Here is a 25,476-nt window from a genome sequence, read left to right as displayed (position 1 = left end):
ATAGATTGATAATCAGAAAAATAAAAAGCCCTGAAATCAGGGCTTTTAAAATTTACATCATTATTTTAAGGAATTATTTTCCATAATTTCATCGATGAAACCATATTCCAAAGTTTCTTTGGCATCCATCCAATGGTCACGTTCGGCATCTTTGTGAATTTGTTCAAGTGAACGGTTGGAATTATCAGCAAGAATTTGTTCCAAACGTTTACGAGTTTTCAAAAGTTGCTCAGCAACAATAGCCATATCAGTTTGTTGAGTGCCTTGACCTGTACCACCCATTGGTTGGTGAATAAGATATTCAGCATTTGGCAACATGAATCGTTTGCCTTTTGTTCCGCTTGAAGCAATGATTGTTCCCATAGAGGCAGCCATTCCCATAACGATAGTTTGAACATCTGATTTGATAAAATTCATTGTATCAACAATGGCAAGACCAGCAGATACAGAACCACCAGGTGTATTTACGTAGAGATAAATATCTTTAGTGTTATCTTGTGCATCCAAGAAAAGAAGTTGAGCAATGATAGAATTTGCCATTCCATCTTCAACAGGTCCTGTCAGCATGATAATGCGGTCTTTTAAAAGTCGTGAATAAATATCATAAGCACGTTCGCCACGGCTTGATTGTTCAATAACGGTAGGTACTAAATAACCCATAGATTGAATCTCCTTTATAAATAAGATATGAATTTAATTTTAGATAAAATTGAATTCATTTGTTTATTTTTCTATATTATAACTCATTGGTCAAAAAAGGTCAAAGAATATTGTCTTTTTTTATGACTTTTCCTAAAACTTGATAAAAAAAGAGTTTAAACTTTCTTAACGCTTTCAAATTTGTTATAATTATGACATGAATACAGAACTTATTATTGCAATGATTTTTGGTCTGATTATTGGCGCGTGGCTAATGGTTGCAGGCATCTACATTTACAAAATTTATGATGAAAATCGTTATAAGAAACGATTAACAATTGAAAAATTACTTCGTGAAATTGAAGTTCGTAACACACTTAATCAAAAAGTGATTGAAATTCTTAATCGCCCAATTACTGGGAGTGATAAAGAATTAATTAATCCTCAAAGTGATGTGAAAGTTCCTTTTTACGATTATAATTTTTTGAAAAACTATACTTCAATGTATAATTTATACATTCCAACTTATTTTTTGAATACATTTTTCAAAAAGCTCTCTCACCATTTAGCTGTATTTGATGACGAGCAGGACTTGAAAAATGGGGGATACATTTTCAAAGAATCTCGTACAATTTTCGAGAATTTTTCTGTCGAAATTACTGATGATATTGAGGCAAAAAAACGAGAGTTACAAAAGGCTAAAAATGTTTATCCATCGATGTTGAAAAAACAACATTATAATATCTAATGCAGTGAAAAAAACTACTGATTTCAGTGGTTTTTTTATTGAAAAAATTTGTGAAAAAATTTTGAAAAGGTCTTTTTTTAAGTCTATAAATATGGTATAATTGTACAATCATTGATGTTTAATACTATTAGATAAATAAATATACACGAAGGAGAGACGATGATCACAATCTATACAGCACCCTCTTGTACGAGCTGTAAAAAAGCTAAAACTTGGCTTTCATATCACCACATCCCATTTAACGAAAGAAATCTCATCGCGGATCCTTTATCAACAACAGAGATTAGTCAAATTCTACAAAAATGTGACGATGGTGTTGAAGGATTAATTTCAAGTAGAAATCGCTTTGTGAAGACTTTGGGTGTTGATTTTGAAGATATTTCACTTTCACAAGCAATTAAAATTATTTCTGAAAATCCACAAATCATGCGTCGTCCAATTATTATGGATGAAAAACGTCTTCATGTTGGATATAATGAAGAAGAAATCCGTGCTTTTTTACCTCGTACAGTTCGTGTTTTAGAAAATGGTGGCGCTCGTTTGCGTTCAGCAATTTAATTCATAATTAAAATATTCATTTATTGGAATTTTTATAGACGCATTTGCGTCTTTTTTTTTATTGAAAAAAACCACTGCCAGAAAGGAACAATGTTTTTTTGTTGAGTGCATAGTAATTGTTATTGGATAATAAAAGAAAATGAATTAAAAAATTTTTTATGGTTATTGTTATCCTTCAAATTCAATATCATCAAGTGTTGTGGCTGAAATAAAAATTGTGGGTAAGTATGGATCAACTGCAGAAACTGCAGCAAGTGAAAGGAGCAGTAAACTTTTAAATTCCATGATGAACCTCCAACCAAAATGTATTTGTGAAGATATTATAACACAATTTTCTGAAAATTCAACCTTTTTGTTTTTCTTATCTGATGCTTGAGGTAATTATTTTTGAAGGAGCTTTACTTGCCATTCGTTTCCTTCTTGAATAATTCCCCTGAGTGAATTGATAAACATAACGAGCCAGGTAAAAGCTATAGCAAAAGCAATAATTTCAAAGACCGTTAATGAGAGATAGTGAATTCCCATAAAGGCAACGGCAGATAAAGTTAATGCTATCAAAGCAGTCCAAGATAATGCTAAAAATTCTTTAGAAATGGTGGGAACTAACCATTTAAGAAAGATAATCATAATAAGAACAACCGCAACCAGACCAAATGCAGAATTATTATGTATAGGCATTGTCCATGATTGGGCTGGAAAAATTCCGACGAAAGCGATCAAAAGTGCTATGAGAATATAAAAAACACGAATTATTTTAAATTTATAATTGTAAAGGCTGCTCTTAGAAAACTCAGCAAAGAGAAAATCAGTTATGGTAAGAAGAATAAGAGCAGAAAATATTAAGGTGATATTGAACTGCCAGTGCTGTGTGGCTTCACCAGTTCCTAAGAAGCTGAAGTTATGTTGCCACCAATCTTTTTGATTGTTTGTTGCCATTGAAACAAGAATACCCCCTATGAAAGTGGTAAAGAGGAGCAAAATAAGATTAGGTAAAGTGATGGAAAGAGCTGCTGAAATAAGAAAATAAAAGATGATTCCAACAAATACTAAGACAAGAAACCCTGCAGTAAAGGGGTCAAAAGTTACTCCGCTAAATGTTTTGCCAATTATGTACCAAAAAATGATTTGAACAGCAAAAGAAATACTTGTATAGGCTACCGATAGCGTTAAAGTTTCTCTAAAAATTTTAAATTTAGATTTGGATAAGTCACAACTTTTGCGAAGATAAGTCCATATGAAACCAAAAAAACCAAAAAGGGTTGATAGAATTATGCTCAAACTTGCAACAGAGAGGTGGCGGCTCCCCGTAAATGCGATTTGTGGATGATTGGTACTTAAAAAGATAAGCAATGCAATTATTCCAGATGCTAAACTAGGTACTATAAAATAGTGTAAAGCTAAATTTTGTTTATTGGTATGATTAATTTTCGGATTTTCTAATAATATCTGTTGATTTTCTAAACGGATTGATAGTTGGTCATTTTCTGCATAATCACTTAATTTATTATAAAGTTCTTCAGGGATTTCTAAGTAATTTTTAGTCATGATATTCTTTCTAGCTTTAAAATAATTGAAAATTCATTTATATAGTACATATTATAAATTCATACATTCTAATAATATTTTACCATTTAACTTACTAAAGGGGCTACTGGAACTTATTTGTTTTGGGAACGGAGGGATAATTTGAGTTTTAATATAATTATATATTGTGTTGTAGTCAAAACAATATAAAATGGATTGACTTACGATATGGATAATGTTAAAATATAATTAATTAAATAAACGACTAGGTTGGGCGCAAGCTTCAAGACATATCTCCAAGGGTGAGGAGATTGTTTTGAGGTTTGCGTTCTTTTTTGTCGTTTTTTACTAGAAAGGGATGATATGAAATTTTATCAAAAATCCAAAGAAGAATTATTACATAGTTATGATGTTAAGATAGATAGAGGACTTTCGAGTACTCAGGTTACTGATAATCGAGAAAGATATGGTGAAAATAAACTTCCAGAAGAAAAGGAAGAAAGCTATTTAAAAGTATTTTTTAAAAGTTTTAAAGAACCAATAATCATTGTTTTATTAGGGGCAGTCGCTCTATCATTTTTTAGTTCATTTTATTCATTCCAAATAGTTGGAGATAAAAAACATGGTTTAGAATCTTTATATGAAGCGATTGCTATAGCTATTTTGATTATTATAAATGCATTTTTAGGTTTTTGGCAAGAAATTAGTGCTCGTAAAAATTTAAATTCACTAAAAGAAATGAACAATCGTTTTTCATCTGTACTAAGAAATGGAGCCTTAGAAAAAATTTCATCAAATGAGCTAGTTGTTGGTGATATCGTAAAAGTTACAGTAGGTGATTTTGTGGAGGCCGATATAAGATGGTTAGAGCTTGATGAACTTCAATTAATTGAGTCTCATTTAACGGGTGAAGCTGATGCTATAATAAAAAATATAGAGGTCATTAATGAAAACGTCGAAATTGGTGATCAAACGAATATGGGATTTTCTGGCTCTATCGTTTCAAATGGACAGGGAATTGGAATAGTTGTAGCCACGGGAGAAAACACAGAACTTGGGAAAATTTCTCAGTTGATGAAAGATGAGGGAATGAAATCATCTCCATTACAAGAAACCGTAAAAAAACTTACTAAAACACTGATGAAAATATCCGCTGGGATTGTTTTATTAACTTTTGTATTTGGATTAATAAGTTCTGGAGAATTTTCAATTAACTCAATTACTTCAGTATTTTCAACCTCAATCGCTCTCGCAGTTGCCTCTATTCCAGATGCTTTACCAGTTGTTCTCTCAATAGTATTGACAATCGGTGCAGTCAAAATGTCAAAAAATAAAGGTTTGATTAAAACACTAAGTAGTGTGGAAACTTTAGGGAGTACTTCTTACATCTGTTCTGATAAAACAGGTACATTGACCCAAAATGAGATGACCGTTACAAAATTTTACGCTAATGGTCAACTGTATAATGTGGATGGTCTGGGATATCGTTCCATTGGTGAAATTCACTTGGTATCAAAAGGTGAAAAAAATGTAAATTTTGCTCAATTTATGAAAAATATCGTTTTGTGTAATGATTCAAGTGTCAAAGAAGTTGAGGGGCAAGTAAAAACTTTTGGTAATCCTACAGAAGTTGCTCTTACCGTTCTTGGTAGTAAAGCCGGCTATAGCAAGAATAAGTTATTAAAAAACAATAAAATTATAAGAACTCTTCCTTTTAGTAGCAGTAGAAAAATGATGAGTGTCATTGTTCAAAATGATGAAGGATTTTACGTTTATACCAAAGGAGCACCAGATGTTTTAATGGAAAAAGCTTCGGGGATTTTGATTGGAGATATAGTTGACCAATCTGAGCAGTCAAAAGATAACTTTATTAAAGTGGTAGATGATTATGCGGATGAAGCACTAAGAACCTTGGCTGTGGCCTACAAAAAAGTTGATGAAGAAGAGGCATTATACGGAGCCACGGAAGACGTAGAAAAAGATTTTATATTAACGGGAGTTGCAGGAATAATTGATCCTCCACGAGAAGAAGTGAAAGAATCTATCAGACAACTTCATGATGCAAATATTAATGTGGTCATGATTACAGGGGATCATGAAAAAACAGCTCGTGCGATTGCCTATGATTTGGGGATTGTAAAAGAAAAAAATGCAACAGTTTTAAAGGGAATTGACCTTGAAGAAATGTCAGATCAGGAGCTTTATGCAGAAGTAAAAAATGTTAATGTTTATGCAAGAGTGACACCAGAGCATAAGCAACGTATTGTTAAACAGCTCCAAAATCATCAACAAGTTGTTGCTATGACCGGAGACGGAGTAAATGATGCTCCAGCTTTAAGAGCTGCTGATATTGGAGTGGCGATGGGAATTACTGGTACAGAAGTAACTAAAGATTCTGCAGATCTCATTTTACTAGATGATAAATTTACAACGATAGAAAAATCAGTTTATAGCGGTCGTACTATCTATGCTAATATAAAAAACTTTATGAGACACGAACTGACAACAAATGTTGCTGAAGTTTTGGCCCTTGTATTAGGTTTAGTTTTATTTAGAAGTAGTGTTGGAAATGTAGCAGCAATGACTCCGACATTGACTGCTTTAATGGTTCTTTGGGTTAATATGGTGAGTGATGCGATTCCATCTTTTTCTTTGGGTTATGATGTTGCCGAAACAGATTTGATGAAAGAAAAACCACGGAACCCTAATGAATCTATTCTTGCTAACCACACGTGGTCTAGGGTTTTGATTAGGGGAACAGTTATGGGAGCGATGGTTTATCTTGGATTTCTCCTGGCTGCTCAAAATGGATTGAACGCTAGTGAAGCACAAACAGTTGCTTTTCTGACTTTAGTTTATGGACAATTATGGCATGTATTTGATGCAAGAAGTTCAAGAACATTGTTTAGACGTAATCCTTTTGGGAATATTAGACTTGTTGGAGCAGTGTTATTTGCAGGAGTTTCTTCATTTTTAGTAACAATCATTCCGTTTTTCAATAGTGTGATGGGAACTGCTCAGTTAACATTACCTGTATATCTACTTGTGATTTTTATTCCTGCTCTACCTACATTAATATTGTCAGGAATAAAAGAAGTTTTTAAAATAAAAATATGGTAAATCAATGCAAAAAAGTACTTACTTGAGTAAGTACTTTTTTTGTATGTTACTAATTACAAACTGATGTTTGTTTTTGATTTCTAAATTTGCAATTTATAGTATTATCTAATATGCCTAAAACCATCATAAGTGCCAGTTTATAAGGGCTGTACCGCTTTTTTTATTGATTGATATTTTACTTTATAGGGTTTAATAATAATTAAAAATGAATAATATGATGATATTAAGTAATTTTTGTAAGCTTTATATTACAATATTTCTTTTTGTTATGTTATACTGTGATAAATTGGTGGATTGCAATCAAAAATTAATGATTTTCGTTAGTTATAAATCCATACTAAATTAAAGTTAGGAGAATAACATGATTTCGAGACATCTTAGTGATGTAAAGGAAAAATAATTGTAAATTTTGAATTGAGCGGTTTATAACCCAAATTAGAGAAAGGATTTATAGGAGCAAAATTTTTCTGCTATAAATATAAAAAAATGAAACGTAATTCATCAATAGATTTAATGAAAAGTTGTGCAATATTCTTTGTCATTTCGGTCCACTTTTTATTAAATTCGGGCTTTTATGATATGACAATTCATTCCACTTTAGCAATTTTTTGGATTGGGATAAGAACGATTTTAATTACTTGTGTGCCCTTGTTTTTAGTGGCAACTGGATTTTTAATGAATCGAAAAGAATTAAGTGCTCAATATGTTCTGGGAATAGTTCCTGTCATCATTTCATATATAGGCATATCTTTATTAGTATGGGGAGTTCTATCTCTTGTCGGAAAAGGAAGCGACTTCTCCACAGCCATAAATGGAATTTTTGATTATTCAACCGATTCTTACTCTTGGTATGTTGAAATGTATTTAGGACTTTATCTTTTTATCCCTTTATTAAATATTATCTGGAATTATAAAAAAGAAATAAAAAATTATCATTTATATATTGTCTTTATCGCAAGTTTGCTAACATTCTTACCCTCTTTATTAAATAGTTTTGGAAAAGTTATTCCAGACTATTGGCAAATTTGTTATCCCGTTAGTTATTATTTTATTGGAGCTTACCTTTATACTTATCAAAATGAAATAAAGAAAATTTCAATAGGAAAACTTGTTACAGCATTCTTAAGTGCACTTACGATTTTTACTTTGACGGACACTTTTGCAAGTTGGAATCAAGAATTTCAGTGGCTAGACCACAATGATTATTTTGGTTATCAAACAGCCATAATGACAGTATTAGTTATAGCAATCTTGTGGAGAACTCCCATTCCAAAATGGAGCGTTAGGTTGCTAAAGGCTCTATCTACCGCTACTTTGACTATCTATCTTATATCTGATTTAACGGATCAGTTTGTCTATGGATTTTTTAAGCATGAAATTCCAAACTTAAGTCAACGAGTGATAGCAGGACCGATTATTATTCCAGTAGCCTTTACTAGTGCGGCATTACTAGGAATTTTTGTGGGAAAAGTTTTAAATTTCCCTTTTAAGAGAAAAAAAGAAAGAAAGGAAAATTAAAACTATGATAATCTCAACAATGGTAGATGTTTATGTTGTTTATTATCCGATTATCTTGTCCTTCATTTGGGCAAGTGGTGCTTTTTTATCTCGGCGGAAAGAAAGAGATAAGAAAGCAATTGATGAAACAAAAGAATTTGAAAAAATTAGTATTGTTATTTCTGCGTACAATGAAGAAGAAACGATTGAGGAAGTTTTATTATCACTACGTAATCTAAATTACCCTTTCCTAGAGATCTTTATTGTTGATGATAAGAGTAGTGACCGCACTTTGGAGAAACTTTATGAAGTAAAAAAATCTTTCGACGATTGGGAAACATTAACTATTCTTGAGCAAAAGGAAAATAAGGGAAAAGCCACGGCTTTAAATGTTGCTTTGCAACAAGTTAACAGCAAGTATATGCTTGTTATTGATGCGGATTCATATCTTTCTAAAGATGCTCTATCTTATTTATTGGCCGAATTAACTTCTAGTTCAGATATTGGGGCTGTGACTGGACGACCTATTGTTAGAAACAGAACAACTCTATTGGGGAAATTACAAACCTTAGAGTATTTAAGTGTGATTGATGCGATTAAGAGAGCACAAAGTCTTTTTCTAGGTGCAATAATGACCGTATCAGGTGTGATTGTTATGTATCGTGTAGAGGCTTTGAAAGAAATTGGGGGCTTTAATACCGAAGTGATGACGGAAGACATTGATGTCACTTGGCGACTTCATCGTAATCAATGGAAAGTCAAATATGTCCCTAAAGCCTTAAGCTATATTCTCGTTCCTGAAAATTTAAAATCTCTTTTAAAGCAACGGAGAAGATGGGCAGTTGGTGGAGTAGAAGTATTAATTACAAATTTATCATGGGTTTTTAAAAGAGGAGAATTTAAACATCGGTTTCTTTTGATTGAAATGATTTGTAGTCATATTTGGAGTTGGTTTTTCTTAATAGAATCTTATCAGTATTTTCTCCAAATGCTGTTAAATCAAGAATTCAAAGTATCGGGTCAAATTATCGTGATTTTTGTTCTTATTTCATTTTTTGTATTCTTTTTAGGACTTAATAATGATAAAGGGGAGAGCCGCTTATCCTTGACTGATAAATTAATATTTCCAGCTTATCTTGTTGCTTATTGGTTTCTAAATTTGATTAGTGCTCTTTCTGCTGAACTTGTTGTTTTAACTAATCGGACAAATAAAGGAAAATGGGAAAGTCCTGATAGAGGGGTGTAATAATGGAATTAGTAATACGTAAAAAAATGAAAAAACGACATTTTTTGGAATTCTTGGCTGTTTCACTATGTTGGCTGTTTATATTAATTGTTTTCGTTCTTTTATTAATCTCTTTGCTGGGGATATATAGTGATGGAATTATCTCTGTTTTTGTAATCATTGGGTTTCCAATAACAAATTGGGAAGATATAATTTATGATTTGTTTTGTCTTCTTTCAATATTAACGATTCCTAGTCTTTATATTTTAACGAAGGAGGCTTAGATTTATAATATGAAATTTAGTAAAAAGAATATTTTTTTGATATTGATGTTTGGTCTTATTGCTATCTTGGTGTTTATGTCCACACGTGAAACAAAAAAATATGTACAAGATGGAAAAAAGGAGCAGCCAGATTTTGCTTATGAGAGTTTGCTTAAAGACAATGATGGAATTATTGTTCTTTGTTATCACCGTGTGTTAAAAGATACGGTGGTTACAAATTTCGCTTATTCAATTTCGCATAATTCTCAACTCCATGAATATAATGTATTCTTGCAAGATTTTGAACAGCAAATGACATTTTTAAAGAAAAATCATATTAAAGTTTTGACTAGTTCAGAACTGATAGAGAAGCTTAATAAAAAAGAGGTGATTGGCAAAGCAGTAGTGATTACTTTTGATGACATTGATAAGTCTTTGCCAGAGAACGCTTATCCAATAATGAAAAAATTAGACTTACCCTTTACGCAATTCATTATCACGGGAAAAGTTGGACAAACCATTGATGGTTCACAAATGTCGACTTGGAAAGAAATAAAGAAAATGAATGAAAATCCTTTGGTTACTTCAGGACTACATACGAATGACTTACATTATCAAGAAAACTTTGAACCGATTTTATCTACTAATATTTCAAAAAAAGTAGTGCAAGAAGATTACCAAAAAAGTCAGAAAGCATTTGGTGAGAAGTTAGATCAAAAAGGAAAAGTTTTTGCTTATCCCTATGGAGCACAAAATAAAGACTTAGAAGATTATATGCTACAAGATGGAATTCAAGGAATATTCACACTATCTCCAGGTGTAGTGACTAATGAAACACTATATAGTAATATTCCTAGGTTGATTGTTACGAAGGATAATTGGAAAACTATCAAACATTGGCTCTTAAGTGAAGGGACACAATAATAAGAGAAAATAAGAAGGAGATATTCATGAAGGCGAAGAATAAGTCATTTAAATTATTAATGGTTCTGAGTTTATTGATGTGCTTGGTTGGAATTAATTTATTTAAACCTTCAAATGTATTTGCTGCTGACTATGGAAATAAATTTATAACGGGACATGAACTGACTGATGATTTGGGAAATCCGAAAACAGATTTTGGTATTTATGATGATGTTCAGGCTCATTGGGATTTTGATATTCCAGTGGGAAGCGTTTCTCAGGGGGATACAATGAGTGTCAATGTTCCTGATTTATTAACTTATCAAAAGATATTACTTTTGAAATAAAAGATGAAGCTGGAAATATTATCGGAACGGCGGTTGCTAATCATCTTACGGGGGTGGTAACTGTTACTTTTTCAAAACTTGTTGAAAATGCAACTTCAGACATTAAAGATTCATTTTCCGTTTGGGTTAATTGGGATGAACAAAAAGTAGAGGAAATACAAGGGTAGTAGTTGATTGGAAAGATGGAGGAACAACAGAGGTTAACATTGGTCCGGCAACAGGACCGGATAAAGATGAGGTACTTTATAAATGGGGATGGGTTGACGAGAATGATTCAACCTTAATTCATTGGCAGGTTCGGATCAATTATGCTAAAGAAAATATCCAGAAAGCTATTTATACTGATATTATTGGTGGGAATCAGAATTTAGTTTCTGGTTCGATTTCGGTAGCTAATGTGACTTATAGTAGTGATGGAGAGAATTATAATGTTGATAGCTATTATCCTCAGGCTAGTATTTTAGAAAATGGCGTGAACAGATTTACCGTGAATTTAGGTGATATTTCAAATACGATTATTATCGATTATTCAACGAGGGCAACGGATGGAGAGCTTTCTCAACAGTATGAAAATAGAGGAGAATTGACGGGAGAAAATATTGAAAAACAGGTAGTAGAAGTTCATACTCCTAACAATGGTGGAAATGGAAATGCAAGTATGAAACTTTCTATTTCTGGAGAGAAAACTTGGATTGATGACAATAATGCACGTGGTTTAAGACCAAGTTTTATTAGTATTGAGTTATATCGGAATGGAGAGAAAGTTGATTCACGAGATGTGACGGCTAAAGAAAATTGGAAATATTCGTTTACCAATTTGGATAAGTATGATGAAAGTGGGAAACTTTACGATTATGATGTAAAAGAGGTGTCTGTTAGTAATTACACGAATCAACAGGAGGGGTATAATTTTATAAATACAATCATCCCTGTTAAAGAAGAAGCTCCTGAAAAACCCGACCAATCAATTACTACTCCTAGTTCATCCTCACAAGTAATGTCGACTTCGTCTTCTTCAATGGAATCAGAAACATCTGAAGAGTTGCCTAAAACGGGGGATAGCCCAAGGGATTTTTTCAAAGTGTTGGGAATACTTCTATTGATTTCTGGGGTGCTTGGAATGATCTATATTAAGAGAAAATCAAAAATTTAATTATCTGAGTTGATGTAAAAGAAAAGGAGTTATCAATTATTTGAAACTCCTTTTTATATATTGTAGGCTCTCAACTTTTATGAAAGTGTTGAAGACTTTTTATTTTTATATACAGTAATCGCGATTTGACATAAACATCCGATGATAAAGCCTAAAAGCGCCGGAAGAATCCAACCCATTCCTAGGGAGAAAAAGGGTAGAAAGTCTTTAGCAAAATTAATTATTACTGATATGAAAGTAATTGTGTGAAGACTGGCTGGAAGAGCATTGAGTCCATCGATAATAGCCGCTAAAAGTGTAAAAGCAGTTGTTATCTGATAAACGAGTCTAGAATGTTTAAAAAGCGGGCTTAATAAAGCTAATAAAATAAGGATAATGGCTAAGGGATATAAAAACATGAGGACTGGAACTGAAAGTTCTATAATTTTTGTCAAACCAATATTTGCAAAGATGCAAGGAAGAATACTTACGATGAGGAGATAAAAACGGTATTCTTTTTTAGGAAATAATTCAGCAAAGGTTTCAGAAAAGGCAGACATTAAGCCAACGGCTGTTTTTAAGCAAGCGATGATGACAATGAGTGCTAAGATAATCATGCCGAAATTTCCTAAGTAGTGGTTGGAAATTTGAGCGAGAGCAATTCCACCATTTTCACTAATAGCAAATTGCCCAAGACTCATAGTACCTAGGTAAGAAAGGCAGGTGTAAATGATAGCCATTAGTCCTACACTGATAAGGCCAGCTTTTATGGTTTCTTTTGCAATAATTTTAGGATTTTTTACGCCACGTTGGCGAATAGTTGTGATGATAATGATTCCAAAAGCTAAGGCGGCCAAGGCATCAAGAGTATTGTAACCTTGTGTGAAACCCGTCAAAATAGGAGATGCTTGATAGGCTTTACCAATTTCTGCTTGGCTAACTTTTCCTAATGGATGAGTGAAAGCAATGACCAAAATAATACCTAACAAAACCAAAAAGAGGGGATTTAAAAATTTTCCGATATAATCTAAGAGTTTTGTTGGCTTTCTAGACAGAAACCAGGCGGTTCCAAAGAAAAGGATACTAAAAAGAGCCAATAGTGGAGCTTGGAGTTCATGACTTAACAAAGGTGAAATTCCAATTTCAAAAGAAGTAGTTGCTAAGCGAGGAAGAGCGAAAAAGGGGCCAATAACGAGATAAAGTAAAATTGTAAAAATATAAGCATAAATACGATTGACTCGGGAAGCTAACTCAAAAACCCCGTTACTTTGAGAAATTCCCAGAGCGATAATTCCTAAAAAGGGAAAGCCGACTGCTGTAATTAAAAAACCAAAATTTGCTTGTGAAATAGCAGCACCGGCCTCTTGACCCATATGTATTGGAAAAATTAAATTTCCAGCACCAAAGAAAAGTCCAAATAACATTGACCCTATAAAGAGGTAATCTTTACCAGCTAATTTTTCCTCCATAAATACTCCTTATAATTGATTTGTTTGATAGATAAAATAATGAATTATTATAGCAAAAAAATTGTGAATTTACAACACAATTTTATAGAAAACATGACGATTGATTTTATTAAGCCTTTTAAATTACCAAGTAAATTCAGTGTTAAAGTAAAGTTTGAAGAAAATTTTTTCTATTGCTTAATTTAGAATACATAAAAAAGGCCCCGCTAAAAGGTCTTTTATATTTAAGGATTAGCTTATTTTAAAACATCAGTTAATTCTTCTTTGTGTTCTCTGAAATATTTGACGGCATAGGGGCAAGTGGCTCCTAATTTTAATTGTTTGCGTCTTGCTTTTTGGATTCCGGCAAGAACTAATTTTTCGGCTAGGCCTTGACCGCGATAGTCAAGTGAAACGCCAGTATGAGTGATTATTATTGAATTATTCATAGGCATATAGGCCATTTCGCCAATGACTTCTCCTTTATCTGACAGAAGTTCAAATAGATTTTCTCTTTCAATAATGTTCATTAGTTTTTCTCCTTCGCCAAATATTTTAGTGCTCCGGAAGGGCATCTATTGATTACTGATTGATTGGAAGCGACCTCGCCATTATCGGGGATAATCCAAGGCTTACGGCCAACTTCAAATACTAAAGGATTTCCTTTAACACATTCACCTGCATGTTCACAAATTGCTACATTGTAATAAATATCCATGTTTTCACCACGATACTTACGATAATCATTTTTCAATAGTTGTTCTTCATTCGCAGCTTCGCCAAATAATTTTGAATTATCCATTTTCTTCCTCCTGTTTACGATTGTATTTTTTTATATGACATTTGTCAAGCTGCTTTATCAGAATGATATCTATAGAAAGCATTAAAAATAATATAGGGGTCTAGGAAGAGATGAAAGAGATATACAGATATGTTATAATATAAATGCTTATTGACTTTTTTGTCTTGGAAAAAACTTAAAATATGTTTTAGGGTTGATTAAATAAAAGTAAAATTAATTAATCAATGACAGATTAATAAAAAAGAGAAAAAACTCTAGTAATAAATTGGAAAATTTTTTGCTTAAAAAATTACGGAGAAGGAATTTCAAATAAGATAATGGAAATTTTTGATACACATACTCATCTAAATACTAGTGAATTTGAAGGACGAATTCAAGATGAATCAGTCCAAGCTCAAACATTTGGAGTGACAAGAATTAATAATGTTGGAAGTAATTATGAATTAAATGATGCAGCACTTTTGTTGGCTGAGAAATTTGAAGAATGCTACGCAACAATTGGCTGGCATCCTGATGATGCTGCTGAATTTGATGACCAAGCTGAAAATTATTTACTGACCAAGCTGTCAGCAAAAAAAGTAATTGCTCTTGGAGAAATTGGTTTGGATTATCACTGGATGGTCCGTCCGAAAGAAGAACAAGAACGAGTTTTTAGAAGACAAATTCAGATTTCTAAGGAAATGGGTCTGCCTTTTCAAGTACATACACGTGATGCTCTTGATGATACTTATGAAATTATTAAATCAGAAGGCGTTGGTTCTGCTGGTGCGATTATGCATTCGTTTTCTGGGACAGCCGATGAGGCACTCAAATTTGTAGAGCTTGGAATGATGATTTCTTTTTCAGGTGTAGTCACTTTTAAGAAGGCTCTTGATGTTCAGGAGGCTGCGGCTACAGTTCCTTTGGATAAAATTTTAGTGGAAACTGATGCGCCTTATTTAACACCAATGCCATATCGTGGAAAAGAAAATAGACCAGCTTACACAAAATTTATTGTTGAGAAAATTGCTGAATTACGTGAAATTTCTGCTGATGAAGTGGCTAAAGCGACAACAGAAAATGCCTTGAGGATTTTTGGCTTGAAAAAATAAATTCGTATTTATTTTGATTTGGATAGGAGCTATTTTTATGAAAATTATGATTATTGGTAGTTCAGGAAGTGGTAAATCAACTTTTGCAAGAGAACTAGGAAAAATTACAAGTTATCCTATTTTGCATTTAGATAAGGTTTTTCATAAATATCCAAGTGAAATTGCCAGAGAAAAGTTACGTGAGGCGACAAGAATTTTTATTTTTCAAAATGAGAATGTGATTATTGATGGAAATTACGGTTCAACTTTAGATGAGCGATTACCTTTTGCTGATGAAGTAATCTGGTTGAAGACGCCCCGTTTAAAAACAACGTTTCGGGTGATTAAGCGCTCGATTAAGAGTTGTGTTTTTGGTAAAAATCGTCCAGATATTGCTGAAGAGTTTAAAGAAAAATGGGACAAAGAATATCTGGAATTTTTGAAATTTGTTTGGACCTTTCCTGAAAAAGAGTTTCCACAGATTGAGCAAAAAATAAAAGAATTTAATGTTGAAAGTAAAGTGATTATCCTTAAAAATCGAAAAGATAAAGAGAAATATTTAGCAAATTATGGTAGAAAAGCAAAAAATTAATGAAGTAATTGTGGTAGAGGGACGAGATGACACAGCGAATCTTAAGCGTTATTTTGACTGTGAGACCTATGAAACAGGAGGTTCATCTATTGATGACAGAGATTTAGAACGACTAAAGAGGTTAGAAGATAAGCGAGGAATTATTGTTTTTACTGATCCAGATTTCCAAGGAGAAAGAATTCGTAAAATCATAATGCAAGCCGTTCCAAATGCTAAACATGCTTTTTTAAATCGCGATGAGGCAAGACCTAAAGGAAAAGGTTCTTTAGGAGTTGAGCATGCAAATTTTGAAGCACTGAATCAGGCTTTGGCAGAAGTATTTGGTGGAGAAAAAGTTGCTGATGAATTTGGAAGTGCTAAAACGCAAGGACCATCCTCTGACAGAAGTTCTGTCAGTAAAAAAGAATTGCTGACAGAACTGACACAAACTGATTTAATGAGTTTTGGCTTAGTTATGGCCGCTGACAGTAGAAAACGTCGAGAATTTCTTTGTGAGCAACTCAGAATTGGTTATGCGAATGGAAAACAAATTAAGAAACGACTTAACATGTTTAAAATTACAAAAGAACAAATTGAAAATGTAATGAAGAATTACTGACAGAAGATAAATGTCGCTGATAGAATACATCAATGGTTTCTGTCAGTAAAATTTACTGACAGAAACTTAATATCAGTTTTAAAATACATAAAAAGTAAAAGAAAGAAAAAATGACAGAAAACAACATAGACCGCATTTCCAATATTATCCGTACTCAGGACATTTTACGTCGCCATGATTTTAATTTTAAGAAAAAATTTGGACAAAATTTCCTGACAGACCATAATATTCTGACAAAAATTACTCAAACCGCTGAACTTTCAAAAGAAGTAAATGTCATTGAAATTGGTCCAGGTATTGGTTCTTTGACCCAATATCTATTGGAAGAAGCAGCTGAAGTGATGGCTTTTGAAATTGACAAATCTTTGATTCCAATTTTAGAAGAAACGATGGCACCTTACGATAATTTTACCTTGGTTTCGGCAGATATTTTGAAAGTTGATTTACTTTCAGAAATTCAAAAATTTAAAAATCCAAATTTACCAATCAAAGTGGTTGCGAATTTACCTTATTACATCACAACACCGATTTTGATGCATTTGATTGAAAGCAAAATTCCATTTTCAGAATTTGTGGTGATGATGCAAAAAGAAGTGGCAGACCGAATTGCTGCAAGTCCTAAAACGAAAGCTTACGGCTCATTATCAATTGCTGTTCAATATTATATGGAAGCAAGTGTAGCCTTTATCGTACCTCGAACTGTCTTTATTCCAGCACCAAATGTTGATTCAGCTATTTTGAAAATGGTTCGTCGTGAAGCACCATTGGTTGAAGTAGAAGATGAAGAATGGTTCTTTAAAACGATGCACAGCAGTTTTGTTCATCGTCGTAAAACATTGATGAATAATTTACAAGCAGCTTTTGGTAAAGAAAGTAAACCTGAAATTGAAAAATTATTGGCACAAGCAGAAATATCGCCAACAATTCGTGGTGAAGCCTTATCTATTGAAGAATTTGCTAAATTAGCTGATGCTCTACTTCCGCTTAAAAAATAAATTAAAAGGAAACGTTAACTCATGTTAGCGTTTTTGTGTTATCATGTAAGAAAATGAAGAAATATTTTAAAGTTTAATTCTTAATTTAAAGGAGAATAAAATGAGAATTGAAAAATTAAAAGCAAAAATGCTGACAGAAAATATTGATAGTTTATTGATTACTGATATGAAGAATATCTTTTATCTGACAGGATTTTCTGGAACCGCGGGCACAGTTTTTTTGACAGCGAAGCGAAATATTTTTATGACAGACAGCCGTTATAGTGAAATGGCGCGTGGATTGATTAGTGATTTTGAAATTATTGAAACAAGAGATCCAATAAGTTTACTGACAGACCTGTCAGCAAGTGAATCAATTAAAAATATAGCTTTTGAAGAAACAGTTGACTATGCTTTCTTTAAAAGACTTTCTGACGCCACTCCAGGATTAGAACTTTTAGCCACAAGTAATTTTGTTTTGGAATTGCGCCAATTTAAAGATGACACAGAGATTGATTTGATAAAAAAAGCCTGTGCAATTGCTGATGAAGCGTTTATGTCAGCTTTAAAATTCATTGAGCCGGGCCGAACTGAAATTGAAGTTGCTAATTTTCTTGATTTCAAAATGCGTGATTTAGAGGCGAGCGGAATTTCCTTTGAAACCATTGTTGCCTCAGGCAAGAGAAGTAGCTTGCCTCATGGCGTTGCGACCAGTAAAATGATTCAATTTGGTGATCCAGTGACCATTGATTTTGGTTGTTATTATGAACATTATGCTAGCGATATGACCAGAACAATTTTTGTGGGTTCTGTAGATGACAAGATGCGAACAATTTATGAAACCGTGCGTAAGGCTAATGAAACACTTATCAAAGAAGTCAAAGCGGGAATGACTTATGCCGAATATGATAAGGTTCCGCGTACCATCATTGAAGAAGCCAATTTTGGTCAGTATTTTACGCATGGAATTGGACATGGACTTGGTTTAGATGTTCATGAAATTCCTTATTTTAATCAATCAATGACAGAAAATCACTTGGAAGCTGGGATGGTTATTACAGATGAGCCAGGAATTTATATTCCTGAATTTGGTGGAGTCAGAATTGAAGATGACTTATTAGTGACAGAAAATGGCTGTGAAGTCTTAACAAAAGCCCCAAAAGAGCTTATCGTTATTTGAAAAAAGCAATAACTTGTGATAAAATAAGATGTTAAATCCTGTCATTTCACTTCTTTTGTGTACAGAAAAATTGCTGACAAAAGAAAAATGACAGAATATCTAAATTTATAAATACTAGGAGAAACATAAACATGGTTTTAGCAAAAGACCTTAAATCAGGCATGACATTTTTGAATGGGGAAAAACTTCTCCGCGTTATGGAAGCAAGTCATCACAAACCAGGTAAAGGGAATACAATCATGCGTATGAAACTTAAAGACGTACGCTCAGGTTCAACTTTTGATGACACTTACCGTCCTGAAGATAAGTTTGAACAAGCTGTTATTGAAACTGTAACAGCACAATACCTCTACTCAATGGATGGTATTGCTAATTTCATGAACAATGAAACTTACGAACAATATGAAATTCCAGTAGAACAAGTTAAAGATGAACTTCTTTATGTTCTTGAAAATACAGATGTTAAAATTCAATTCTACGGTACAGAAGTAATTGGTATTCAACTTCCAACAACAGTTGTTCTTGAAGTTACTGAAACACAACCATCTATTAAAGGTGCAACAGTAACAGGTTCTGGTAAACCAGCAACTATGGAAACTGGTCTTGTTGTTAACGTTCCTGATTTCGTTGAAGCTGGAACAAAACTTGAAATCAACACACAAACAGGTGAATACTTGAAACGTGCTTAATTAAGTACGATTACTGAAAAAATTTACTGACAGCCTTTTGTCAGTAACTTTATGAAGTTTAAAGACTTCGTCAGTAAAGAAAATTCATTTTGTAAGTGAAATTTTTCCAATTGGAAAAATTTGCAAAGACAAAAGGAGAAATCAAAATGGCAGAAAAAACTGTACATTCTGAAGAACTTGGGGATATCGTCATTGCCCCTGAAGTTCTTGAAGTAATTATCGGTATTACAACAGCCAAAATCGATGGGGTACACGCCCTTCGTAACAAACGTTTTTCAGACCGCCTTGGTAAGAAAAATGAAGGCCGTGGTGTTTATATTGACTCAAAAGATGATAAAGTAGCTGTTGATATCTATGTGTACCTTACTTACGGTGTAAGCCTACCAGCCGTTGCTACAAAAATCCAAAAAGAAGTGAAAGAAGCAGTTGCCCAAGCTACTGAGATTATTGTTGATGAAGTCAATATCCACGTTGTCGGAATTATGACTGAAAAACAACCAAAACCAGCGCTTGAAGACTTGTTTGATGAGGGATTTTTTGATGCCTAAGACGCTCACTCAACACCAGATTCGTCAACGAGCGGTCCAGGTCTTATTTTCTTATGCTGTCCAAAAAGAAATGGCAACAAATGTCGTAAGCTCTTTTAGAGAAAACGTTGAAAAATTAGAAGAAGAACTTTCTCAAACTGTTCGTTTTGACGTTGATTTTCGTGATGAACGAATTACTGTTCGTAAATTTCCAAAAGGACTTTCTCAACCTTTAGAAGCCATTTATGAAATTTATGAAATTCTTGGACTTAAAGATATCGAGAAAACAACGGTTGCTAAAGCTCTTGCTTTCATGCGAGATTTTGGTGGTTACGCTAAGAAAATGAATGAATATGAAGCAACAAATTTATTTGTTGGTGTCATGGCAAATTTGAAATTGATTCGTTTGTTCCAAATTGAACTTGATGAAGAACCTGTTGCTCCAAAAGTTCTAGAATTTTTCAAAAATCTTCCAGAAAATGCGACAGCTGAACAATCTCTTGAAACTTTCCAAAAAACCTTCTCATTCCTTCATGAAAATGTTCTTGAAAAATATACAAGTGATTTATTCACTCCAAGTACTTTAAAAGAAGAACTTGATGAACAATTAGCACAAGCAGAAAATAATGCTCAATCACAATTGTCAGAGCTTTTGAAAAATACAAAACGCTTTGTTCTCAATTATGATAATGATCGTCCAGAAGATCTTGAAGCTCCTGAATACTTTACACAACTTGTTGATGGAGTTTTAGATAAAAAAGAAGATTTGGAAGCAAATGTTTCTAAATATTTGGCAAAAACTTGGTCATTTTCACGTTTGACTCTTGTTGAACAAGCAATCCTTCAAGTTTCTAGTTATGAAATATTATATACAGAAACACCTGATGTTGTTGCGGTCAATGAAGCAGTTGAGCTTTCAAAAGACTTTAGTGATGAAAAATCAAGCCGATTCATTAATGGTGTATTAACTAACTTCTTAAAATAAAATTAATAAAAAAGTTACCGATAATTTTATCTGTAGCTTTTTTTTATTACGTTTTTCTAGCTTTTGTAATTAATGAGTTATCTTATTTAACATTACTTATTAATTTTCTGAAAAATCACACTAAATATTGGTATATTTTTTTTAAAAGATATATAATAAAAGAAAACGTTTTCTTTTGCGATTCTACACTATTTTTAGAGAATTAAGGAGTAAAAATGCTCACCAATAATTTTTCAATTGAACCTTTCGGAAAAAAAGCTTACCATACAGGGATAGCAGTTCCAGTTTTTTCACTAAGAACTGAAAACTCAAGTGGGGTAGGGCAATTTTCAGATTTGAAAGAGTTAGCCGATTTTGCCCACCGTTCTGGGATGGACATCATTCAATTATTACCAATTAATGATACCAGTACTTTTATGGACTGGCGTGATTCATATCCTTATCGTGCCATTTCTGTTTTTGCATTGCATCCAATTTATTTAGATATTCACATCTTTTGGGATTCTTACACAAAAATTCAACAAGAAAAGCTTCTCATCGCGGAATTAGAATTAAATGCTTTAGAAAAAATAGATTATGAAAAAGCATTAGCCTTAAAATGGGAATATGCTGAGATTATTTATCAAAATTTAGCTCATAAATTTAAAACAAGCAAAGATTATCAGCAATTTTATCAGCAAAATGAGGATTGGTTAAAGGCCTATGCGGCATTTTCGTATTTAAGAGATATCAATCAAAGTGCTAATTTTATGAATTGGGGAAAGTATGCCACTTATAGTGAAGATTTCTTTGAAAAGTTAACTTCAGAAAGTAATCAATTGGATTTGTATATCTTTGTGCAATATCTTTTGCATTATCAACTTTCAGAAGCCGTTGACTATTGTCATCAATTAGGAATTGCACTAAAAGGAGATATCGCAATTGGAATTGCTCATGATTCCGTAGACGCTTGGACTCATCCAGAACTTTTTCATCTTGATAAACAAGCTGGAGCTCCTCCTGATATTTTTGCTGTAAATGGACAAAATTGGGGCTTTCCAACCTACAATTGGAAAAAAATGGCCGAAGATGGTTATGAATGGTGGAAAAAACGGTTAACAGCCATGTCTAATTATTTTGATGCTTATCGGCTGGACCATATTCTTGGTTTCTTTAGAATATGGCAGATGCCAGAGGATTCCGTAAGAGGTTTATTGGGCCAATTTTCACCAGCTATTGCCTTGTCAGCAGAAGAAATTGAAAATAACTATGGTATTCCATTAAGACAATGGGGCCTCGAGCGGTTTATTAATCCTTTCATCAAGGATTGGGTAATTGATGAAATTTTTGGCCGAGATAATCGAGATTGGATTATTCAAACATTTCTGGATTATATAGGTAATGGAAATTATACATTTCAAAATGAGTATAATAACCAGAAAAAAGTAGAAAAAGCTCAATTAGAAGATTGGGTGCGAGAAGGACTTTATAAATTACATGAAAATATAATATTATTAAAAGATGATGAGAATCCAGAGAAATATCATCCACGTATTTCTTTAATGCAAACAATCAGCTTTCGAGAATTTGGTGATGACTATAAAGGACGGCTTGAAAAACTTTATAATGACTATTTTTATGGAAGGAATTATGAATTTTGGAAAGAAAAGGCCTATGAAAAATTACCAGTTTTAAAAGATGCTACGAATATGTTAGCTTGTGGTGAAGATTTAGGAATGGTTCCCGCCAATGTACCAGATGTCATGAATCATCTTAATATTCTACGTTTGATAATTGAGAGAATGCCTTCAGATAATCGATTTGTCAGTCCTTTAAACGAAGTTCCCTATTTATCGGTCCTAACGACTTCAAGTCACGATACAAGTCCACTAAGAGCTTGGTGGGAAGAAAATCATGAGGAAATTCAACGTTACTACAATGAAGTCATGGGTTGGTATGGCGAAGCTCCTTATTATGCAAGTGCAGAAATTATCCAAGAGATAGTTAAAAGACATTTAAACTCCAATGCGATGATGGTTATCTTACCTATTCAAGATTGGTTAGCAATGAGTGAACAATTGCGAAAAGAAGATGCAAAATCCGAACAAATTAATATTCCAGCAAATCCATACCATTACTGGAATTACCGATTGCATTGTCAACTTGAAACATTGATTGATAATCAGGATTGGACTGAATTTTTAAAGAAATTTATCAAAGAAAGTAAAAGAGCCTATTAAATTTCAAAGTAAATCATTTTGAATTAGAAAGTATAAATTATAAAATAATAATAAATATGTAAAAAAACAAAAATTTTGTGAAAAAAATGGAGGTTTCATTATGGCAATTGAAATGCTTGGTCTTATTCTTGCTGGTGGTCAAGGGACGCGTTTAGGTAAATTGACAAAAGATGTTGCAAAACCTGCTGTTCCTTTTGGAGGTCGTTATCGTATCATTGATTTTGCCTTATCAAATTGTGCAAATTCCAATGTAAAAAATGTTGGCGTCATTACTCAGTATCAACCTTTAACTCTAAATGCTCATATTGGAAATGGAGCACCTTGGGGGTTAAATGGAATCAATAGTGGAGTCACTATTCTCCAACCCTATTCTTCACAAGAAGGTTCTAAATGGTTTGAAGGAACCTCTCACGCTGTTTATCAAAATATCTCTTATATTGACCAGCAAAATCCAGAATATGTTCTCATTCTCTCGGGAGATCATATTTATAAAATGGATTATGAAGCCATGTTAGAAAGCCACAAAGAACGTGAAGCTAGTTTAACAGTTTCGGTAATGGAAGTTCCGCTTGAAGAAGCAAGCCGTTTTGGAATCATGAACACCGATGATAATGAGCGAATTATTGAATTTGAAGAAAAACCTAAAGAACCAAAATCAAATCTTGCTTCAATGGGAATCTATATTTTCAATTGGAAAAGGCTTCGCGAAGTTCTTGTGAATGGTTACTCGAAAGGAAATCCAATGGAAGATTTCGGTGGAGATGTTATCCCGGCTTATATTGAAGCTGGGGAAAATGTGTTCGCTTACCGCTTTAAGGGATATTGGAAAGACGTTGGAACCATTGATTCTCTTCATCAATCCAGTATGGAATTTCTTGATTTAAATAATGAACTAAATATTACAGATAAATCTTGGCGGATTTATTCACATAATGATATTTCAGCTCCACAGTTTATCACAGAAAAATCCAATGTAAAAAATGCACTTGTTGGTGATGGCTGTTACGTTGATGGAACAGTTGTTCATTCAATCCTTTCACAGAATGTCCATGTTCAAGAAGGAACAGTGATTGAGGACAGTTTCATTATGTCTGGGACATTTATTGGGGAAAACGTTACAATCAAAAATGCAATCATTGGTGAAAATGCAAAAATTGGTGATAATGTAGAAATAATCGGTGAAAATGAAGTCGCAGTGATTGGCCACGGAGAAATTAAAGGAGAAAATAAAAATGAACAATAGTAATAAAATGGCAGCAATCCTCTCAAATATTTCTTCAAGCAAACACTTAAGCCCCTTAACAGAGGTTCGTCCGATTGCTACTCTTCCTTTTGATTGTAAATATCGTTTGATTGATTTTCCATTGTCATCATTATCAAATGCCCATGTAGATAATATTTTTATGACCTTTAATGAAGGAGAAACGCAATCTGTTTTTGACCATCTAGGTTCAGGTGGCGAATGGGGCTTGGATGGCTTTAATAGTCGTTACTTTGTCTATATTCAACAAGATTTTGACCGTTTAAGGGAACAAGGTAAGGATTATTTTGCTCAACAGTTAAATTTTTTGCGTAAATCTAAAGCACCATATACAGTTCTTTTGGGCAGTAAATTTATTTGTAATGTCGATTTAACGGCTGTTCTTAAAATACATAAATTGGCAGGTAAGGAAATAACCACCGTTTATAAAAAAGTTTCTCCAGATTTAGCAAGTGAGTATGATACTATTCTTCGTTTTGATGAATCAGGGAAAATGAGTAACTGTTATGTTAATCAATTAGAAAATCCCCAAGAAAAAGAAGCTCTTTGTTTGAATCTCTTTATCGTGAACACCGATTGGTTGATTAATTTTATAAAAGAGATGCAAGATATAGGAGAATTGACTTCAATTGCCCGTCTCATTCGTGTTTATATGAAGAACTATGATGTGAATACTTATGAATACACAGGTTATATGAGTAATATCACTAATATTAAGTCATTTTATGATGCCAATATGGTCATGCTCGACCCCCAAAATTTTACCTCTCTTTTATATAGTAGCCAACCTGTTTATACTAAGATTAAGAATGAAGTTCCCACTTATTTTTCTGAGAATAGTAAAGTGGAGAATAGTCAATTAGGTTCTGGTTGTATTATCAATGGTAAAGTAAAAAATTCTCTCATTTCTCGTGGAGTTAAGATTCAAGATGATGCCTTAATTGAAGAATCATTAGTTTTTACCAACTCTGAAGTTAAAAGTGGCGCTCAAGTTAAATTTGCCATCATTGATAAAGGAGTGGTTGTCGAAAATAATGTCAAAATTATTGGTAGTTCAGAAAAACCAGTAGTGATTCCTAAAGGAACAGTTGTTACCGCAGATATCTTATAGAAGACAAATGACGCTGATAATATTTATCGGCGTTCTTGAATAAAATTCAAAAAAAGAATTATAT

At 33.0% G+C, this 25,476-nt stretch carries 25 protein-coding genes and 1 other annotated feature; of the genes, 20 read left to right on the top strand and 5 right to left on the bottom strand.

The genetic code is table 11. The features are described 5' to 3' along the window. Positions 1-60 precede the first annotated feature (60 nt). Positions 61-660 (bottom strand): ATP-dependent Clp protease proteolytic subunit, encoded by a 600-nt coding sequence (locus tag IAE51_RS03255; RefSeq protein ID WP_003129593.1) that lies wholly within the window; start codon positions 658-660, stop codon positions 61-63. Between the two features lie 196 nt (positions 661-856). On the opposite strand from IAE51_RS03255, the gene IAE51_RS03250 reads away from it, so the two are divergent. Both IAE51_RS03250 and spx read left to right on the top strand, forming a co-directional pair. Beyond that, positions 857-1,387: a hypothetical protein gene (locus IAE51_RS03250; protein ID WP_003129594.1), complete on the top strand. Its 531-nt coding sequence runs from the start codon at positions 857-859 to the stop codon at positions 1,385-1,387. 159 nt (positions 1,388-1,546) lie between these two features. After that, entirely contained in the window at positions 1,547-1,945 is a 399-nt protein-coding gene (gene spx / locus IAE51_RS03245) for a transcriptional regulator Spx (protein ID WP_003129597.1), read from the top strand. A gap of 381 nt (positions 1,946-2,326) precedes the next feature. On the opposite strand, the gene IAE51_RS03240 is transcribed toward spx, so the two are convergent. Beyond that, the gene (locus IAE51_RS03240; protein ID WP_023188922.1) at positions 2,327-3,490 is read right to left on the bottom strand and encodes a DUF998 domain-containing protein; all 1,164 of its coding nucleotides are present in this window, start codon (positions 3,488-3,490) and stop codon (positions 2,327-2,329) included. Between the two features lie 247 nt (positions 3,491-3,737). After that, positions 3,738-3,781 (top strand) — a sequence feature (sodium ion sensor (DUF1646 type); this cis-regulatory element may regulate processes involved in with the transportation of sodium ions). 51 nt (positions 3,782-3,832) lie between these two features. Here IAE51_RS03240 and IAE51_RS03235 point away from each other — a divergent pair. The 7 genes from IAE51_RS03235 to IAE51_RS12410 all read left to right on the top strand — a co-directional run bounded on the left by IAE51_RS03235 (position 3,833) and on the right by IAE51_RS12410 (position 11,977). Further along, entirely contained in the window at positions 3,833-6,589 is a 2,757-nt protein-coding gene (locus tag IAE51_RS03235) for a cation-transporting P-type ATPase (RefSeq protein WP_200094734.1), read from the top strand. 486 nt (positions 6,590-7,075) lie between these two features. Then, a complete protein-coding gene (locus IAE51_RS03230) occupies positions 7,076-8,107 on the top strand; it encodes an acyltransferase (protein ID WP_021722354.1) in 1,032 nt (343 codons plus the stop codon). Between the two features lie 4 nt (positions 8,108-8,111). Next, on the top strand, positions 8,112-9,332 hold the full coding sequence (locus IAE51_RS03225) for a glycosyltransferase (RefSeq protein ID WP_023188918.1): 1,221 nt from the start codon (positions 8,112-8,114) through the stop codon (positions 9,330-9,332). Positions 9,333-9,604: 272 nt separating this feature from the next. After that, positions 9,605-10,498 carry a polysaccharide deacetylase family protein gene (locus IAE51_RS03220; protein WP_023188917.1) on the top strand — a complete coding sequence of 298 codons (894 nt, stop codon included), beginning with the start codon at positions 9,605-9,607 and terminating at the stop codon, positions 10,496-10,498. Positions 10,499-10,524: 26 nt separating this feature from the next. Continuing rightward, the gene (locus IAE51_RS12155; protein ID WP_023188916.1) at positions 10,525-10,824 is read left to right on the top strand and encodes a hypothetical protein; all 300 of its coding nucleotides are present in this window, start codon (positions 10,525-10,527) and stop codon (positions 10,822-10,824) included. Further along, a complete protein-coding gene (locus IAE51_RS12415) occupies positions 10,791-10,991 on the top strand; it encodes an Ig-like domain-containing protein (protein WP_370524356.1) in 201 nt (66 codons plus the stop codon). The genes IAE51_RS12155 and IAE51_RS12415 overlap by 34 nt, the downstream gene beginning before the upstream one ends. Positions 10,992-11,029: 38 nt before the next feature. Beyond that, positions 11,030-11,977: a collagen binding domain-containing protein gene (locus IAE51_RS12410; protein ID WP_370524355.1), complete on the top strand. Its 948-nt coding sequence runs from the start codon at positions 11,030-11,032 to the stop codon at positions 11,975-11,977. A 77-nt stretch (positions 11,978-12,054) separates the two neighbouring features. Here the strand turns inward: IAE51_RS12410 and brnQ are convergent, their stop codons facing one another. The 3 genes from brnQ to IAE51_RS03200 form a co-directional block, all read right to left on the bottom strand. Continuing rightward, on the bottom strand, positions 12,055-13,425 hold the full coding sequence (brnQ, locus tag IAE51_RS03210) for a branched-chain amino acid transport system II carrier protein (RefSeq protein WP_200094732.1): 1,371 nt from the start codon (positions 13,423-13,425) through the stop codon (positions 12,055-12,057). A 236-nt stretch (positions 13,426-13,661) separates the two neighbouring features. Continuing rightward, positions 13,662-13,934, bottom strand: coding sequence for a GNAT family N-acetyltransferase (locus IAE51_RS03205; RefSeq protein WP_200094730.1), 273 nt, complete (start codon positions 13,932-13,934; stop codon positions 13,662-13,664). After that, a complete protein-coding gene (locus IAE51_RS03200; protein ID WP_058204917.1) occupies positions 13,934-14,206 on the bottom strand; it encodes a (4Fe-4S)-binding protein in 273 nt (90 codons plus the stop codon). Before IAE51_RS03200 ends, IAE51_RS03205 begins: the two co-directional genes overlap by 1 nt. A 317-nt stretch (positions 14,207-14,523) precedes the next feature. Between IAE51_RS03200 and IAE51_RS03195 the strand changes: the two genes are divergently transcribed. The 11 genes from IAE51_RS03195 (at position 14,524) to glgD (ending at position 25,412) form a co-directional block, all read left to right on the top strand. After that, entirely contained in the window at positions 14,524-15,297 is a 774-nt protein-coding gene (locus IAE51_RS03195; RefSeq protein ID WP_200094728.1) for a TatD family hydrolase, read from the top strand. A gap of 37 nt (positions 15,298-15,334) precedes the next feature. Further along, positions 15,335-15,868: an adenylate kinase gene (locus IAE51_RS03190; RefSeq protein WP_058211535.1), complete on the top strand. Its 534-nt coding sequence runs from the start codon at positions 15,335-15,337 to the stop codon at positions 15,866-15,868. Continuing rightward, complete coding sequence (gene rnmV, locus IAE51_RS03185) at positions 15,846-16,466, top strand: ribonuclease M5 (protein ID WP_015426033.1); 621 nt, start codon at positions 15,846-15,848, stop codon at positions 16,464-16,466. Before IAE51_RS03190 ends, rnmV begins: the two co-directional genes overlap by 23 nt. A gap of 110 nt (positions 16,467-16,576) precedes the next feature. After that, positions 16,577-17,461: a 16S rRNA (adenine(1518)-N(6)/adenine(1519)-N(6))-dimethyltransferase RsmA gene (rsmA, locus tag IAE51_RS03180; RefSeq protein ID WP_003129621.1), complete on the top strand. Its 885-nt coding sequence runs from the start codon at positions 16,577-16,579 to the stop codon at positions 17,459-17,461. Between the two features lie 100 nt (positions 17,462-17,561). Further along, the gene (locus IAE51_RS03175; protein ID WP_058204803.1) at positions 17,562-18,620 is read left to right on the top strand and encodes an aminopeptidase P family protein; all 1,059 of its coding nucleotides are present in this window, start codon (positions 17,562-17,564) and stop codon (positions 18,618-18,620) included. 131 nt (positions 18,621-18,751) lie between these two features. Then, on the top strand, positions 18,752-19,309 hold the full coding sequence (efp, locus tag IAE51_RS03170; RefSeq protein WP_003129623.1) for an elongation factor P: 558 nt from the start codon (positions 18,752-18,754) through the stop codon (positions 19,307-19,309). A 146-nt stretch (positions 19,310-19,455) separates the two neighbouring features. Further along, on the top strand, positions 19,456-19,857 hold the full coding sequence (locus tag IAE51_RS03165; RefSeq protein WP_021722362.1) for an Asp23/Gls24 family envelope stress response protein: 402 nt from the start codon (positions 19,456-19,458) through the stop codon (positions 19,855-19,857). After that, positions 19,850-20,821, top strand: a complete 972-nt coding sequence (nusB, locus tag IAE51_RS03160) for a transcription antitermination factor NusB (RefSeq protein WP_129881492.1) — start codon at positions 19,850-19,852, stop codon at positions 20,819-20,821. Before IAE51_RS03165 ends, nusB begins: the two co-directional genes overlap by 8 nt. A 215-nt stretch (positions 20,822-21,036) precedes the next feature. Beyond that, complete coding sequence (locus IAE51_RS03155; RefSeq protein ID WP_200094726.1) at positions 21,037-23,040, top strand: 4-alpha-glucanotransferase; 2,004 nt, start codon at positions 21,037-21,039, stop codon at positions 23,038-23,040. A gap of 100 nt (positions 23,041-23,140) precedes the next feature. Continuing rightward, positions 23,141-24,283 carry a glucose-1-phosphate adenylyltransferase gene (locus tag IAE51_RS03150; RefSeq protein WP_033898720.1) on the top strand — a complete coding sequence of 381 codons (1,143 nt, stop codon included), beginning with the start codon at positions 23,141-23,143 and terminating at the stop codon, positions 24,281-24,283. Beyond that, the gene (gene glgD, locus IAE51_RS03145; protein WP_014570453.1) at positions 24,273-25,412 is read left to right on the top strand and encodes a glucose-1-phosphate adenylyltransferase subunit GlgD; all 1,140 of its coding nucleotides are present in this window, start codon (positions 24,273-24,275) and stop codon (positions 25,410-25,412) included. Before IAE51_RS03150 ends, glgD begins: the two co-directional genes overlap by 11 nt. Positions 25,413-25,476: the final 64 nt, after the last annotated feature.

This window comes from Lactococcus sp. S64 (assembly GCF_016516525.1).
GTDB lineage: Bacteria > Bacillota > Bacilli > Lactobacillales > Streptococcaceae > Lactococcus > Lactococcus lactis.
The sequence above is the reverse complement of the archived record's forward strand: the minus strand, read 5'-3'. Positions and strand labels throughout refer to the sequence as shown.

Coding starts and splice junctions, on each gene's coding strand:
- IAE51_RS03255 (WP_003129593.1), bottom strand. CDS start 660: ATGGGTTATTTAGTACCTACCGTTATTGAACAATCAAGCCGTGGCGAA.
- IAE51_RS03250 (WP_003129594.1), top strand. CDS start 857: ATGAATACAGAACTTATTATTGCAATGATTTTTGGTCTGATTATTGGC.
- spx (WP_003129597.1), top strand. CDS start 1,547: ATGATCACAATCTATACAGCACCCTCTTGTACGAGCTGTAAAAAAGCT.
- IAE51_RS03240 (WP_023188922.1), bottom strand. CDS start 3,490: ATGACTAAAAATTACTTAGAAATCCCTGAAGAACTTTATAATAAATTA.
- IAE51_RS03235 (WP_200094734.1), top strand. CDS start 3,833: ATGAAATTTTATCAAAAATCCAAAGAAGAATTATTACATAGTTATGAT.
- IAE51_RS03230 (WP_021722354.1), top strand. CDS start 7,076: ATGAAACGTAATTCATCAATAGATTTAATGAAAAGTTGTGCAATATTC.
- IAE51_RS03225 (WP_023188918.1), top strand. CDS start 8,112: ATGATAATCTCAACAATGGTAGATGTTTATGTTGTTTATTATCCGATT.
- IAE51_RS03220 (WP_023188917.1), top strand. CDS start 9,605: ATGAAATTTAGTAAAAAGAATATTTTTTTGATATTGATGTTTGGTCTT.
- IAE51_RS12155 (WP_023188916.1), top strand. CDS start 10,525: ATGAAGGCGAAGAATAAGTCATTTAAATTATTAATGGTTCTGAGTTTA.
- brnQ (WP_200094732.1), bottom strand. CDS start 13,425: ATGGAGGAAAAATTAGCTGGTAAAGATTACCTCTTTATAGGGTCAATG.
- IAE51_RS03205 (WP_200094730.1), bottom strand. CDS start 13,934: ATGAACATTATTGAAAGAGAAAATCTATTTGAACTTCTGTCAGATAAA.
- IAE51_RS03200 (WP_058204917.1), bottom strand. CDS start 14,206: ATGGATAATTCAAAATTATTTGGCGAAGCTGCGAATGAAGAACAACTA.
- IAE51_RS03195 (WP_200094728.1), top strand. CDS start 14,524: ATGGAAATTTTTGATACACATACTCATCTAAATACTAGTGAATTTGAA.
- IAE51_RS03190 (WP_058211535.1), top strand. CDS start 15,335: ATGAAAATTATGATTATTGGTAGTTCAGGAAGTGGTAAATCAACTTTT.
- rnmV (WP_015426033.1), top strand. CDS start 15,846: ATGGTAGAAAAGCAAAAAATTAATGAAGTAATTGTGGTAGAGGGACGA.
- rsmA (WP_003129621.1), top strand. CDS start 16,577: ATGACAGAAAACAACATAGACCGCATTTCCAATATTATCCGTACTCAG.
- IAE51_RS03175 (WP_058204803.1), top strand. CDS start 17,562: ATGAGAATTGAAAAATTAAAAGCAAAAATGCTGACAGAAAATATTGAT.
- efp (WP_003129623.1), top strand. CDS start 18,752: ATGGTTTTAGCAAAAGACCTTAAATCAGGCATGACATTTTTGAATGGG.
- IAE51_RS03165 (WP_021722362.1), top strand. CDS start 19,456: ATGGCAGAAAAAACTGTACATTCTGAAGAACTTGGGGATATCGTCATT.
- nusB (WP_129881492.1), top strand. CDS start 19,850: ATGCCTAAGACGCTCACTCAACACCAGATTCGTCAACGAGCGGTCCAG.
- IAE51_RS03155 (WP_200094726.1), top strand. CDS start 21,037: ATGCTCACCAATAATTTTTCAATTGAACCTTTCGGAAAAAAAGCTTAC.
- IAE51_RS03150 (WP_033898720.1), top strand. CDS start 23,141: ATGGCAATTGAAATGCTTGGTCTTATTCTTGCTGGTGGTCAAGGGACG.
- glgD (WP_014570453.1), top strand. CDS start 24,273: ATGAACAATAGTAATAAAATGGCAGCAATCCTCTCAAATATTTCTTCA.